Origin of the sequence: Microbacterium sp. NPDC089188 (genome assembly GCF_040685155.1) — a bacterium.
GTDB classification, from domain to species: domain Bacteria; phylum Actinomycetota; class Actinomycetes; order Actinomycetales; family Microbacteriaceae; genus Microbacterium; species Microbacterium galbum.
In genome coordinates this window covers 37,837-52,405 of sequence record NZ_JBFBHH010000003.1, presented here as the reverse complement: position 1 = coordinate 52,405, position 14,569 = coordinate 37,837, and the positions used below count along the sequence as shown (strand labels likewise).

Below are 14,569 nucleotides of genomic sequence, written 5' to 3'. Positions count from 1 at the left end.
CCGGGTCGCTCCACTCACCCTGCGCGTGTGAACGCTCCGCACCGGGAGGAACGCCATGTCACCGCGTTTCTGGCTCGGGGGAGCGTTCACAGGGTCAACCCGCCGTCGGCTCCGCCATCGCCCCGGCGAGGAAGCGCTCGAGGCCGGCCGGGTCGGTCAGCGGCAGCACATGCGCCACGTACTGGTCGGGGCGCACGAGCACCACCGCCCCCTCCGGGCCGATGCCGCGCTCCGCGAAGATGTCGGCGGTCGTCCAGGCCGACGGTGCGGCGGCGAAGACCTTCTCGAGATCGGTCAGGCCCAGCGGCCCCGAGCGCGGGCGGAAGAGCGCGGGCGCGTCGACCACGTCCTCCCATCGGCCGGGGAACACCGCCTTCACGTCGAACACCGCGTCGAGGTCGGCCCCTGCGGGCGTGAACCGCTCGACGATCTCCTGCGCGGCTTCGGCCCAGGCGCGCAGGGCCGAGCCGTCGGCATCCGCGAAGGCATACACGCGCCACCGGCCATCGGCCTTCGCGTGATGGCCGAGGTGCACGGCGTTGCCGTCGCACACCCGCACGACCTCGACGCTCTTGAAGCGCTTGCCGACCGGGAATCCGGATGCCAGGTCCTGAGCGGGCGCGTCGGAGGTGATCGCCGAGGGGGCGTACTGCGTCATGAATCCCGAGGGGAACTCGGCCGTGGCCAGGTAGTAGGTCGACAGCTCCGCGGGGTCGGTGATCTCGCCGGGCTTGCGCGCCATGAGCGATGACCACTCCCGGTCGAAGTCGATGAGCTGCTGGGCCACCGGGCGCCGCTCGTCGTCGTAGGTGCGCAGCAGATCGGCGGGAGCCAGGCCGGTCAGCACGTGACCGAGCTTCCAGCCGAGGTTGAACCCGTCCTGCATCGACACGTTCATGCCCTGGCCCGCCTTGGCGCTGTGGGTGTGGCAGGCATCGCCGGCGAGGAAGACACGCGGGGCGTCGAGGTCGTCGACGAACCGGTCGGTCACCCGGTGCCCCACCTCGTACACGCTGTGCCACGCGACCTGCTTCACGTCGATCGAGTACGGGTGCAGGATCTCGTTGGCCCGCCGGATGACCTCCTCGATCGGAGTCTGACGCACGCGGTGGTCGTCGTCGGCCGCGACCTCGCCGAGGTCGATGTACATGCGGCTGAGATAGCCGCCCTCGCGCGGGATGTGCAGGATGTTCCCCGCCGCGGCGTTGATCGCGCACTTGATGCGCCAGTCGGGGAAGTCGGTCTCGACGAGAACGTCCATCACTCCCCACGCGTGACGGGCGGCGGCTCCGACATGAGTGCGGCCGATCGCCTGACGCACGCCACTGCGCGCTCCGTCGCACCCCACGACGTACCGCGCGCGGACGGTCCGCTCGCCCGCGGCATCCGCCACGCGCACCTCGACGCCGTCGTCGACGACCGTCAGACCGCGGAACTCCACGCCGTAGTCGGGCACGATCCGCGCGGGACCCTGCGCGGCCGCCTCGGCGAAGTAGTCGAGCACGCGCGCCTGATTGACGATGAGATGCGGGAACTCGCTGATCTTCAGGCCGTAGTCCTCGGTGCGCGTCGTCCGCACGATGCGGTCGGGGTTCTCGGGGTCGGGCGCCCAGAAATTCATCCAGCCGATGTTGTACGCCTCGGCGGTGATGCGGTCGGCGAAGCCGAAGGCCTGGAAGGTCTCGACGCTGCGGGGTTGGATGCCGTCGGCCTGACCGAGCGCGAGACGACCATCGCGTTTCTCGATGAGGCGCGTGGTGATCTGGGGGAACTGCGACAGCTGCGCCGCGAGCAGCATCCCCGCGGGGCCCGAGCCCACGATGAGCACGTCGACCTCGTCGGGCACCGCCGCGGGGCGGTCGACGCCGGTGCCTGCGGCATTCTGCACGCGCGGATCGCCAGAGACGTAGCCGTGGTGGTGGAACTGCATCGTTTCTCCTGACGTCGATGTCGGGTTGCGGCACCCTCGTCACTGTTCTATATTCGAACGCAACGTTCCGCTATCGAACGAGAGGCTAACCGACCGATGCCGCCACGGCAAGACGCCGCTCCCGCCTCGCAGACGCTGAGCCGCGGCATCCGCCTGCTCGAAGAGCTCGCCGATGCGCGGACACCGCTGTCGATCGACGACCTCGCAGCCCGCGTCGACCTGCATCGCTCCGTCGCGTATCGATTGCTGCGGACGCTCGAGGACCACGGTCTGGTGAGCCGGGATTCCGCGGGGGCCGTGCGCCTGGGGACGGGCCTGGCGGCGCTGGCCGCCGGGGTCGCCGCCGACCTGCAGGCCGAGGCCCTGCCCGAACTCACCGCGGCCGCCAACGATCTCGGCATGACGTGCTTCCTCGTGGTGCTCGATCACGACGAGTGCGTGACCCTCGCGAGCGTCGAACCCCGGCACACGGTGACGGCGGTGGCGCAGCGGCCCGGGTCGCGGCATCCGGTCACCCGGGGTGCCCCCGGGCGCGCGATCCTCGCGCAGCTCCCGCCGCGCCGCTGGCCCGACGAGGTCGATGCGCGGCTGGCGTCGGAGGTGGCGGATGCCGCGGAGCGCGGCTGGGCGACGAGTCATGACGAGGTGATCCCGTCGCTGCACGCCGTGGCGGTCCCCCTGCAGGTGCAGGGGCGGGAGCCCGCGGCGATCGCCGCGGTGCACGTGGCGACCGACCTCGACGAGGCGGCGATCGCCGCGCGGCTCGGGGCCGCGGCATCCGCGATCCGGGGAGCGCTGTAGGTCGGGTCCCGCACGCGGTGCGCCGCCCGGGTTCTTCGTCCGGAGCCCGCGCCCGGGATCCGCCGGGACGGCATCCTGCTGACGAGCCCGCATCAGCCCGCACGGGCGTGTCGGCGACGAGCGGTCTCGTCTCCGAGGGCGGCAGCCTCGGTCACGCGCCCCGCGGACCCCACGGGGCCCGAGCGATCGTATATGATCGCTCCCGTCAGGCGCACGAGGTCGTGCGTCGCTGCTCGAAAAAGGGGCACGTAGCGCGAGACCCGCGCGAGACACATACGGCTCATTCCCGTTCCTGTTTCGCGAAAGGCTTCCGCATGCCCATCGTCTCCGCGCACGTCGCCCACACCCTCGGCCGCCACCTCGACCACGTCTTCGGCGTGATGGGCAACGGCAATGCGTACTTCCTCGACGCCCTGCACCGGCACACCGATGCCGTCTTCACCGCGATGCGGCACGAGGCCGGCGGGGTCGTCGCCGCCGACGCGCACTATCGCGCGTCGGGTCGCATCGCCGCCGCCACCGCCACCTACGGCGCCGGCTTCACCAACACCCTGACCGCTCTGGCCGAGTCGGCGCAGGCGCGCATCCCCCTGCTGCTCGTGGTCGGCGACGAGCCCACCTCGGGCCCGCGCCCGTGGGGCGTCGACCAGGTCGCGCTCGCCTCGGCCGTGGGCGTGCGCACCTACACCGTCGGCGACCGCGACGCCTCGGCCACCGTGCTCATCGCGCTCGAGCACGCGCTGACGTATCGCGTCCCCGTGGTGCTGGCGATCCCCTACGACGTGGTCACCCGCGAGGCCGGAGAGCTGACGGATGCCGGGACCGTGACGATCCCCGCTCCCCTGGCCCCGCAGGGCCCCTCGGCGAGTGCCGCGCTCGACCGCATCGCCGATGCCCTCGCCGGAGCCGAGCGCCCGTTCCTGCTCGCCGGCCGCGGAGCCTGGCTCGCCGACGCCGGCCCCGCGCTCGGGCGCCTCGCCGAGACGACCGGGGCGATCACGGCATCCACCGCCCTCGGCCGGGGCATCTTCCCCGCGTCCGAGCACGACCTCGGCGTCACGGGCGGATTCGGCGCCGCGGGAGCGATGGAACTCGTGCGCGAAGCCGACGTCGCCGTGGTCTTCGGCGCGGGGCTCAACCAGTTCACGATGCGCTTCGGCGAGCTCTTCGCCCCGGGCACCGATGTCTTCCAGGTCGACGTGGCGACCACCGCGACCCACGCCCAGGTGGGGGGATTCGTGCGGGCGGATGCCGCGGTGGCGGCCGAGGAGATCACCAGCCGCCTGCGCTCCCGCGGCGCGATGTCGTCGGGCTGGCGCGATCGCGTCGACGTCGCCCCGCTGCGCGAGCAGGAGGCGGGCGAGGGCCTCGCGCCGGATGGCCGACTCGACCCCCGCTCCGCCGCCGCACGGATCGGTGAGCTGCTGCCCGAGGACCGTGTCGTCGTCTCGGACGGCGGACACTTCCTCGGCTGGTCGAACATGTACTGGCCCGTCGCCTCCCCCGACCGCGTGATAATGGTCGGCACCGCGTACCAGTCGATCGGCCTCGGCTTCCCCTCGGTCGCGGGAGCGATCGCCGCCCGCCCCGACGCGACGGTCGTTCTCACCACCGGCGACGGCGGTGGCCTCATGGCGATCGCCGACCTCGAGAGCGCCGTGCGCACGGCCGCCGGCCACGGCATCGGGGTGGTGTGGAACGACGCTGCCTACGGCGCCGAGATCAACCTCTACGGCCTGAAGGGCCTCGCCCGCGAGCCGATGCTCATCCCCGAGGTCGACTTCGCCGCGGTCGCCCGCGGCTTCGGCGCCGAGGGCGTGGTGGTACGCGAGGTCGCCGATCTCGAGGCGCTGGCGGAGTGGACCCGCCGCGACCCCGCCGAGCGGCCGTTCCTGCTGCTCGACCTGCGCATCAGCGGCGCCGTCATCGCGCCGTACCAGCGCGAGATCATCAAGGTGAACTCGTGAACGAGTCCGCGGCGGGGGCCGGTCCCGTACCGGGCTTCGCGGGCGCCGCCGGACACAGGCCCACGGGTGCTGCCGGCGTAGGGCACGACGCCTCGACCGCGTCCGCCGCGGACACCCCGACCGACACCCTCGGCGACCTCCGCACCGCCCTCGGCGACCGCCTCCTCACCGACGCGGACAGCCTCGCCGCCTACGCCGGCGACAGTTCGCGCGCGCAACCCGAGGGGCTGCCCCTCGCCGTCGTGCGGGCGACCTCGACCGGCGACGTGTCGACGGCTCTCGCGTGGGCGCACGCCCGCGGCATCCGGGTCTCCGTCCGCGGAGCGGGCACCGGGCTCTCCGGCGGGGCCGTGGCGTACGCCGGCGGCCTGGTCGTCTCGCTCGAGGCGATGACCCGCATCGTCGACATCGACGTCGACAACCGTCTCGCCGACGTCGAGGCGGGGGTGATCACCGCGGACCTGGATGCCGCAGCCCTGGCCCACGGCCTGTTCTTCCCGCCCGACCCGGCGAGTGCGCAGTGGTCGACGATCGGCGGCAACATCGCCACGAACGCCGGCGGCCTGCGCTGCGTCGCGCACGGCGTGACCACGGACGTCGTGGCCGCCCTCGAGGTGGTGCTCGCCGACGGCCGTGTCCTGCGCACCGGCGCCCGCACGCGCAAGAACACCACCGGCTACGACCTCGCGAGCTTGTTCACCGGCTCCGAGGGCACCCTCGGAGTGATCACCGCGGCAACCGTGCGCCTCAAGCCCGTGCCGCCGGGGCAGCCGCGTACCTTCCGGGCGAGCTTCGACGACATCGAGGATGCCGGACGCGCGGTCACCGCGATCGTCTCGGGACCGGCCGCCCCCGAAGTGCTCGAGCTGATCGATGCGCGCAGCGTCGAGATCATCGAGGCGTTCCACCCGAGCGGCCTCCCCTCCCCCGTCGCCGCGATGCTCGTCGGCCAGACCGTGGGACTCGCCGCGCCCGAGACCGCGGAGGCCATCGTGGAGATCTGCCGGACGCACGGCGCGGTCGAGACCGAGATCAGCGATTCCGACAGCCTGCTCGAGGCCCGCCGCCTGGCGAACCCCGCGCTCACCGCGCAGGGATTGCGCGTCTCGTGCGACGTCGGCGTGCCGGTCGCGCAGCTCGCGACCGTGTTCCGCGGCATCGGTGAGCTGGCCGAGCGCCACGGCCGACGCATCGCCGTGGTCGCGCACGCGGGTGACGGCAATCTCCACCCCACGGTCGAAGCGGGCGACACCCCCGACGAGTACGCCGCGGCCGAGCTCGTGATCGACGACATCACGCGCCTCGCGCTCTCGCTCGGCGGCACCATCTCGGGCGAGCACGGCATCGGGTCGGTCAAACGCCACGAACTCCCCTGGCAGCAGGATGCCGTGGCTCTCGACGTGCAGCGGGCGATCAAGGCCGCGCTGGACCCGCGCGGCATCCTGACACCGGGGCGGGCGATCTGAGCCCGGGCGTCGGGCCGCCTCTCCCTCTCCTCCCTTGCCGCAGACGGCCGCATCACGACCGTATGAGCGACAAACCGCGGCAAACGACGCTCAGCCACCGACGCTCACCTGACGCAGACGGCCGCACCACGACCGTGTGAGCGACAAACCGCGGCAAACGGCGCTCAACCACCGACGCTCACCTGACGCACACGGCCAGGCGCTCGGCGAGAGGCGAGCCGAACCACCCGAGGCGAGGATCGTGCGCTCGTCGTGGACAGGCCCGACCGCAAATGGCGCCGACAAGAGTTGAGCAACCGTAGGCACGTATTACCCGATTGCAGCGCAGGACCGACGCTGAACCAGGGCGACCGACAATCTGAGGCGAACGAAGAAGCGGGCCGCGGCGCCCCCGGTCGAACGAATGGGCGGTTGTCCACAGATCGCGGATGCCGCGCCGCGGGCCATGCGCTCTGTGCGATGTTTCGGGAGTGAGAGCTGCACCCCTGCCCGCCGAGCTGCCCGAGGCCTTCTCGGTCGGCGCGGCAACGCAGCTGGGAGTGTCACGGCGACGACTTCGGGCTGCGGACCTCTCCTCTCCCTTCTCCGGAGTGCGGACGCGTTCAGCCCCGCCGGACGACGCGTTGGAGGCATCCGTTCGGCATCGATCAGCCGCCTACGTTGCACGGATGCGAGAGTGCGAGTTCTTCTGCCTGGTCGCCGCAGCAGTGGCGTGGGGCGCGCCGCTGCCCGCGTCGGTCTTCCACCACCGCGACGGGAACCGGCTCGTCGAGCGTCCCCTCGACGTCGGAGTGTTCCTGCCTTCGCGCGCGAGCAGGGCGCGGGGAGTGCGCGGCACCTCCATCTCGGAGGGGATAGGCAGCGTCCGCACCGAACCCGTGAGCGGGCTGCGGGTGACGAGCCCCGCGACGACCTGGGCCATGATGGGCGCCATGTTGTGCCGGGACGACCTCGTCGCGCTGGGCGACGCCTTCGTTCGCGAGCCCATGCGCAGGGGTGACCCGCCCGCGCTCGCGACGATCGCCGAGCTCGCGGCCTCGCTCGAGGCAGGTCGCCGACGGGGCGCCACGGCGCTGCGCGAAGCGCTCTCCCTGACTCGCACACGCTCGCGGTCGAGGAAAGAGACCGAGACCAGACTCGTGCTCGTGGCCGCGGGTCTGCCCGAACCGTCTCTGAACCATCCCGTGGTCGTCGAGGGGAAAGTGGTGGCGCTCGTCGACCTCGCCTATCCCGACCGCAAGGTCGGCATCGAGTACGAGGGTGAGCAACACCTCACCGACCCACGACAGTGGGCACGCGACATACGGCGCTACGAGATGCTCGCCGACCTCGAATGGCGCATCATCCGCGTGACCGCGTCCGACCTCGCGCAGCACCGCGAGGAGCTCGTGGCGAGGGTGCGCGGGGCGCTCTCCGGTGGAGTGCGCCCCGGTTGACCCGCACCGGCGTCGGTAGCCCACGCATTCGTTCGCCTCGAATGGTCGGCCGTCCGAGCAACATCGACCATCTCAGGCAAATCAGCCGGCAGCCTCCGCGCTCACGTGCCGCGGACGGCCGGTCGCTCGCGCAACACCCACCATCTCGGGCAAACGGGCCTCGCCTCGCTGAGAACGGGCGAGCCCGCGCGCTCGAGTGGCAGCACCCACGGAACGGCCCACCGCGCCGGAGCGCGACAGGGCCGTTCGATCGGTTCAGACCTTCGACAGCCCGCGGATCGGGCTCACCTCCTGCTCGGCCTCGTGATCAGGACCCAACGGGATGCCGCTGCGGTCGCGCAGCAGCAGCGTCGCGACGAGACCGAGCACGGCCATGATCGCCAGGTACACCGTGACCGACACGGTCGTTCCCGTCGCGTCGACGAGCGCCGTCGCGATCGTCGGGGCGAAGGCGCCGCCCAGGATCGCGCCGACGGCGTAGGCGATCGACACCCCCGAGAAGCGGATGGATGCCGGGAACAGCTCGGCGTACAGCGCCGCCTGGGGGCCGTAGGTCAGGCCGAGGCCGACGGTGAGCAGCATGAGGCCGACCGCCAGCAGCACGATGCTGCCGGAGTTGACCAGCGGGAACAGCGCCACGATCGCGACGAGCATCGAGATCCAGCCGATGATGTAGGTGTTGCGGCGCCCGATCTTGTCGCCGAGCCACCCGCCGAGCCACGTGAAGATCAGCCACGTCACGGCCGAGAGCGTCACGGCGCCGAGCACGTCGGCGGTCGCGAGCCCCAGAGGGCCGTCGGGGTTGGTCGCGTAGCGCTGGATGTAGCCGCCGGTGGTCATGTAGCCCACGGCGTTGTTGCCGGCGAAGACGAACGCGGCGATGATCACGAGCAGCGAGTGCTTGCGGAACAGCTGCACGATCGGCATCCGGGTCTGCTCCTTGCGCTCGGAGAGCTCGACGAACACCGGGCTCTCCTCGACCTTCTTGCGCACGTAGTAGCCGACCAGGATCAGCACGAACGACAGCAGGAACGGCACGCGCCAGCCCCACGCGAGGAAGGCGTCACCCGGGGCGATCAGCGCCATGAGCGCGAGCATGCCGCTCGCGAGCAGCAGACCGAGGGGCACGCCGAGCTGCGGCGAAGCGCCGAAGAGGCTGCGCTTGGTCTTCGGCGCATGCTCGACGGCCATGAGCACTGCGCCACCCCACTCGCCACCGGCCGAGATGCCCTGCAGCACGCGCAGGAGGATGAGCAGCACGGGGGCGGCGACGCCGATGACCTCATAGGTCGGCAGCACGCCGATGAGCGTGGTCGAGGCGCCCATCATGATGAGCGTCAGCATGAGCACGACGCGACGACCGTATTTGTCGCCGAGGTGCCCGGCGAGGAAGGCACCGAGCGGACGGAACAGGAAGCTCAGACCCACCGTGAGGAATGACAGGATCTGCGCGATCCCGGGGCCGGCGGGCGCGAAGAACAGCTGACCGAACACGAGACCGGCAGCCGAGGCGTACAGGAAGAAGTCGTACCACTCGACGGTGGTGCCGACGACCGTGGCGAAGACCACCCGGCGGCGGTCCGTGGACGTGGAGATGGTGCCGGTGGGGGTGAACCCCGGCGATTGCGAGCGGGACATGGAACTCCTTCGAGACGTCATCGTCAGACCCCCGGACGTCGTCGTCGGCGACGAGGCGTGGTCTTGCTGGGGTGGGCAACATCGTATACGATTTCGAATACGACGCAAGGGAGCATCCATGACCGACACCGACCCCCGGTTCACCGCCCTCGGTGCGCGCCCCGGCAAGATCGTGGCCGTCCACCTCTCCTACGCCTCGCGCGCCGATCAGCGCGGACGCCGCCCCGCCGCCCCGTCGTACTTCTTCAAGCCGTCGAGCTCGCTCGCCGCGTCCGGCGCCGAGACCGTCCGCCCGGCCGGCACCGAACTCCTCGCCTTCGAGGGGGAGATCGCGCTCGTCATCGGCGAGCCCGCGCGGTGGGTGACCCCGGATGCCGCGTGGTCGCACGTAGCATCCGTCACCGCCGCGAACGACTTCGGCCTGTACGACCTCCGTGCGAACGACAAGGGCTCGAACGTCCGCTCCAAGGGCGGCGACGGCTACACGCCGATCGGCCCGGCGCTCATCGACGCCCGCGACATCGACCCCGCCGCCCTGCGCCTGCGCACCTGGGTGAACGGCGACCTCGTGCAGGACGACTCGACGGCGGGCCTCATCTTCCCGCTCGCCCAGATCGTCGCCGACCTTTCGCAGCACTTCACCCTCGAAACCGGCGACGTCATCCTCACCGGCACGCCGGCCGGCTCGTCGGTCGTCGTCCCCGGCGATGTGGTGGAGGTGCAGGTGGATGCCGGCTCCCTGACGACCGGCAGACTCCGCACGACGGTGGTCCCGGGCGCCCAGCCCTTCGATCCCGCGATCGGATCCGTGCCCGCGATCGACGAGACGCAGCGCGTCGAAGCCTGGGGCTCGGCCGAAGCGGCCGCCACCGCCGCCTCGAGAACAGGCGATGTCACCGCAACAGGCGAAAACCCGACGGATCAGCCTGTTCCCGTCGCATCCCCTGTTCTCGTGACGGATGCCGCGACGCCCCACGCCGCGCCCGAAACAGGCGATGTCACCAGAACAGGCGGAGATCCAGCGGATCAGCCTGTTCCCGTCGCATCCCCTGTTCCGATGACGGATGCCGCGGCCCCGCGCCTCTCCCCCACGCTCCGCGGCAAGCTCGAGCGCGTCCCGGTCGCCGCCCTCAGCGGACAGCTGCGCAAGCGCGGCCTCAACGACGTCACCATCGACGGCGTGCACGCCCTCACTCCCGGTAGCCGCTTCGTCGGCACCGCCCGTACGCTGCGCTTCGTCCCCCACCGCGAGGACCTCTTCGCCTCCCACGGCGGCGGGCAGAACGCGCAGAAGCGGGCGTTCGACGCGGTCGGCGAGGGCGAGGTCATCGTCATCGAGGCCCGCGGCGAGACCGGCTCCGGCACGCTCGGCGACATCCTCGCGATCCGCGCCCACGCGCGGGGAGCCGCCGCGATCGTCACCGACGGCGGAGTGCGGGATGCCGAGGCCGTCGCCGCTGTCGGCATCCCCGTCTTCACCGCCGGCCCGCACCCGGCCGTCCTCGGGCGTCGTCACGTGCCGTGGGAGACCGACGTCGCCGTCGGCTGCGGCGGCACCACGGTCGAGCCGGGCGACATCCTCGTCGGCGACGGCGACGGCGTGATCGTGATCCCGCCCGCGATCGCCGAGGAGGTGGTCGACGCCGCGCTCGCGCAAGAGACCGAAGATGCGTGGATCGCCGAGCAGGTGGCATCCGGTCACCCGATCGAGGGACTGTTCCCGATGAACGCCGAATGGCGCGCCCGCTACGAGAGCGAGGCCACCCGATGAGCGAGGTCACCGGGAGCAGGAGCAAGTCGCAGCAGGCCTACCACTGGATCAAGCAGCGCATCGCGTCGCAGGAATTCTCTCCGGGCTACCGGCTCGTGCTCGGCACGATCGCGGGCGAGCTCGACATGAGCGTCGTCCCGGTGCGCGAGGCCATCCGCCAGCTCGAGGCCGAGGGACTCGTGATGTTCGAGCGCAACGTCGGCGCGCGCGTGTCGATGGTCGACGACACCGCCTACCGGTTCAGCATGCAGGCGCTCAGCCTGCTCGAGGGAGCCGCGACAGCCCTGTCGGCGCGCGCACTCACCGCCGACGACGTGCGGCGCGCGCGTTCCGTCAATGACCTCATGGTCGAGACGCTCGAGCACTTCGACCCGCGCGCCTTCACCGCGCTGAACCAGGAGTTCCACGCGATCCTCTTCGAGAAGTGCGCCAACCCCCGCATGCTCGAACTCGTCCAGGCCGAATGGGCCCGCCTCGGGCACCTGCGCGACTCGACGTTCAGCTTCGTCCCCGGCCGCGCCGCCGAATCGGTGCGCGAGCACGAGAACATCCTCGTCCTCATCGAGAACGGCGCCCCGCTCGCCGAGATCGAGAAGGTCTCGCGCCGCCACCGCTCGGCCACCCTCGATGCCTACATGATCCACGAGCACCCCGATGAGGTGCTCGGCCTTCCCGCTTTCTGACGTTCCGCCCACCCGACATCGCCGTCGCGGATCGCCGGCCGCCGGCATCCACCCCTCCCACAAAGGAGCAGCCATGACCACCCCGCTCACCACCACACGCCGGACCCCGGCCGACCTGCCCGAGCACATCCAGCACTACATCGGCGGATCGTTCGTCGACTCCGTCGACGGCGACACGTTCGACGTGCTCGACCCGGTGACGAACCAGACCTACCTGCGGGCAGCCGCGGGCAAGAAGGCCGATATCGACCTCGCGGTCGCCGCCGCCCGGAAGGCGTTCACGGAGGGCCCCTGGCCCCGGATGCTGCCGCGCGAGCGCTCGCGGGTGCTCCACCGCATCGCCGACATCGTCGAGTCGCGCGACGAGCGCCTCGCGGAGCTGGAGTCGTTCGACTCGGGGCTCCCGATCACGCAGGCCCTCGGTCAGGCCCGCCGCGCGGCCGAGAACTTCCGCTTCTTCGCCGACCTGATCGTGGCGCAGACCGACGACGCCTTCAAGGTGCCCGGCCGTCAGCTCAACTACGTCAACCGCAAGCCGATCGGCGTCGCCGGCCTCATCACGCCGTGGAACACGCCCTTCATGCTCGAGTCCTGGAAGCTGGGACCGGCGCTCGCCACCGGCAACACGGTGGTGCTCAAGCCCGCGGAGTTCACGCCCCTCTCGGCATCCCTGTGGGCGGGGATCTTCGAGGAGGCGGGCCTGCCCGAGGGCGTGTTCAACCTCGTCAACGGCCTCGGCGAAGACGCCGGTGACGCGCTGGTGAAGCACCCCGATGTTCCGCTCATCTCCTTCACGGGCGAGAGCAGCACCGGGCAGCTCATCTTCGCCAATGCGGCGCCCTTCCTGAAGGGCCTGTCGATGGAGTTGGGCGGCAAGAGCCCCGCGATCGTCTTCGCGGATGCCGACCTGGATGCCGCGATCGACGCGACCATCTTCGGGGTGTTCTCCCTCAACGGCGAGCGCTGCACCGCGGGCAGCCGCATCCTCGTGCAGCGCGACGTGTACGACGCCTTCGTCGAGCGGTACGCGGCCCAGGCCGATCGCGTGAAGGTCGGGCTCCCCGACGACCCCGCGACCGAGGTCGGCGCGCTCGTGCACCCCGAGCACTACGCCAAGGTCATGTCGTACGTCGAGCTCGGCAAGACCGAGGGGCGCCTGGTCGCCGGCGGCGGCCGTCCCGAGGAGTTCCCGGAGGGAAACTTCGTCCGCCCCACGGTGTTCGCCGACGTCTCCCCCGAGGCGCGGATCTTCCAGGAGGAGATCTTCGGCCCCGTCGTGGCGATCACCCCCTTCGACACCGACGAAGAGGCACTCGCCCTCGCGAACAACACGAAGTACGGCCTGGCCGCCTACGTCTGGACGAACGATCTGAAGCGCGCCCACCTCTTCGCGCAGAACGTCGAGGCCGGGATGGTGTGGCTGAACTCCAACAACGTCCGCGACCTCCGCACCCCGTTCGGCGGCGTGAAGGCCTCGGGCCTCGGGCACGAGGGCGGCTACCGCTCGATCGACTTCTACACCGACCAGCAGGCCGTGCACATCACGCTCGGCCCCGCGCACAACCCCACGTTCGGCAAGGCGCAGGCGCACTGAGCCCCACCGGTGGCTGAGCCCGTCGAAGCCACCCCCGACCCGCAGAACACTCCACGCAAGGACGCGACCCCATGGCAAAGCACACCGAAGAACAGAAGACCTCCTCCGGGTTCTGGGTGACCGAAGAGGCACCGATCCAGTCGGACAACCCCATCCCCACGCCCACCTCACCGGCGCCCGACATCCTGCGCTGCGCGTACATGGAGCTCGTGGTGACCGACCTCGCGGCATCCCGTGTCTTCTACGTCGACATCCTGGGCCTGCACATCACCGAGGAGAACGACGAGGCGATCTACCTCCGCTCGACCGAGGAGTTCATCCACCACAACCTGGTGCTGCGTCAGGGTCCGGTCGCGGCCGTCGCCGCCTTCTCGTACCGCGTGCGCAGCGCCGACGACCTCGACAAGGCCGTCGCGTTCTACGAGGAGCTCGGCTGCGAGGTGCGCCGCGAGCCGAACGGGTTCACCAAGGGCATCGGCGACTCGGTGCGCGTGGTCGATCCCCTCGGCTTCCCGTACGAGTTCTTCTTCGACACCGAGCACCAGGAGCGCCTGTCCTGGCGCTACGACCTCTATTCCCCCGGCGAGCTCGTGCGCCTCGACCACTTCAACCAGATCACCCCCGACGTGCCGCGCGCGGTGAACTTCATGCAGTCGCTCGGCTTCCGCGTGACCGAGGACATCCAGGACGAGGAGGGCGTCGTCTACGCGGCCTGGATGCGCCGCAAGCCCACCGTGCACGACACCGCCATGACCGGCGGCGACGGACCTCGCATGCACCACGTGTGCTTCGCCACGCACGAGAAGCACAACATCCTCGCCATCTGCGACAAGCTCGGCGCCCTGCGCCGATCGGATGCCATCGAGCGCGGTCCCGGCCGCCACGGCGTCTCGAACGCGTTCTACCTGTACCTGCGCGACCCCGACGGCCACCGCGTCGAGATCTACACGCAGGACTACTACACCGGCGACCCCGACAACCCGGTCATCACGTGGGACGTGCACGACAACCAGCGCCGCGACTGGTGGGGCAACCCCGTCGTGCCGTCGTGGTACACCGAGGGCTCGCTCGTGCTCGACCTCGACGGCACCCCGCAGCCGGTGCGCGCGCGCACCGACTCGAGCGAGATGACCGTGACCATCGGCGCCGACGGCTTCAGCTACACCCGCGCGCCCGAAGAGGTCGGTGCCGGCGAGTTCAAGCTGGGCAACCAGCTCTGACCCGCCGCCGCGCCAGCCCTGCCAGCGCCGGCGCCCGCCCACCGATGTCCCACTTATGGCTGG

General features: G+C 71.0%; 10 protein-coding genes. 8 read left to right on the top strand and 2 right to left on the bottom strand.

What is annotated here, in order from left to right:
* Positions 1 to 94: 94 nt before the first annotated feature.
* Complete coding sequence (locus AB0N80_RS10180) at positions 95 to 1,930, bottom strand: FAD-dependent monooxygenase (protein WP_315993395.1); 1,836 nt, start codon at positions 1,928 to 1,930, stop codon at positions 95 to 97.
* A gap of 96 nt (positions 1,931 to 2,026) precedes the next feature.
* On the opposite strand from AB0N80_RS10180, the gene AB0N80_RS10175 reads away from it, so the two are divergent.
* From AB0N80_RS10175 to AB0N80_RS10160, 4 genes are all read left to right on the top strand, one after another.
* Entirely contained in the window at positions 2,027 to 2,731 is a 705-nt protein-coding gene (locus AB0N80_RS10175) for a helix-turn-helix domain-containing protein (RefSeq protein ID WP_315993396.1), read from the top strand.
* Between the two features lie 314 nt (positions 2,732 to 3,045).
* On the top strand, positions 3,046 to 4,698 hold the full coding sequence (locus AB0N80_RS10170) for a thiamine pyrophosphate-binding protein (protein ID WP_363578673.1): 1,653 nt from the start codon (positions 3,046 to 3,048) through the stop codon (positions 4,696 to 4,698).
* Positions 4,695 to 6,164 carry an FAD-linked oxidase C-terminal domain-containing protein gene (locus AB0N80_RS10165; protein WP_363578672.1) on the top strand — a complete coding sequence of 490 codons (1,470 nt, stop codon included), beginning with the start codon at positions 4,695 to 4,697 and terminating at the stop codon, positions 6,162 to 6,164. The genes AB0N80_RS10170 and AB0N80_RS10165 overlap by 4 nt, the downstream gene beginning before the upstream one ends.
* Before the next feature lie 668 nt (positions 6,165 to 6,832).
* Positions 6,833 to 7,600, top strand: a complete 768-nt coding sequence (locus tag AB0N80_RS10160; protein ID WP_363578671.1) for a hypothetical protein — start codon at positions 6,833 to 6,835, stop codon at positions 7,598 to 7,600.
* A gap of 255 nt (positions 7,601 to 7,855) precedes the next feature.
* Here AB0N80_RS10160 and AB0N80_RS10155 read toward each other — a convergent pair whose 3' ends face one another.
* Complete coding sequence (locus AB0N80_RS10155; protein ID WP_363578670.1) at positions 7,856 to 9,238, bottom strand: MFS transporter; 1,383 nt, start codon at positions 9,236 to 9,238, stop codon at positions 7,856 to 7,858.
* Between the two features lie 118 nt (positions 9,239 to 9,356).
* Between AB0N80_RS10155 and AB0N80_RS10150 the strand changes: the two genes are divergently transcribed.
* From AB0N80_RS10150 to hpaD, 4 genes are all read left to right on the top strand, one after another.
* Positions 9,357 to 11,009 (top strand): fumarylacetoacetate hydrolase family protein, encoded by a 1,653-nt coding sequence (locus AB0N80_RS10150; protein WP_363578669.1) that lies wholly within the window; start codon positions 9,357 to 9,359, stop codon positions 11,007 to 11,009.
* Positions 11,006 to 11,692, top strand: a complete 687-nt coding sequence (locus tag AB0N80_RS10145; protein WP_363578668.1) for a GntR family transcriptional regulator — start codon at positions 11,006 to 11,008, stop codon at positions 11,690 to 11,692. The genes AB0N80_RS10150 and AB0N80_RS10145 overlap by 4 nt, the downstream gene beginning before the upstream one ends.
* A gap of 73 nt (positions 11,693 to 11,765) precedes the next feature.
* On the top strand, positions 11,766 to 13,286 hold the full coding sequence (gene hpaE / locus AB0N80_RS10140; protein WP_315993403.1) for a 5-carboxymethyl-2-hydroxymuconate semialdehyde dehydrogenase: 1,521 nt from the start codon (positions 11,766 to 11,768) through the stop codon (positions 13,284 to 13,286).
* A gap of 71 nt (positions 13,287 to 13,357) precedes the next feature.
* The gene (gene hpaD / locus AB0N80_RS10135) at positions 13,358 to 14,506 is read left to right on the top strand and encodes a 3,4-dihydroxyphenylacetate 2,3-dioxygenase (protein WP_363578667.1); all 1,149 of its coding nucleotides are present in this window, start codon (positions 13,358 to 13,360) and stop codon (positions 14,504 to 14,506) included.
* Positions 14,507 to 14,569: the final 63 nt, after the last annotated feature.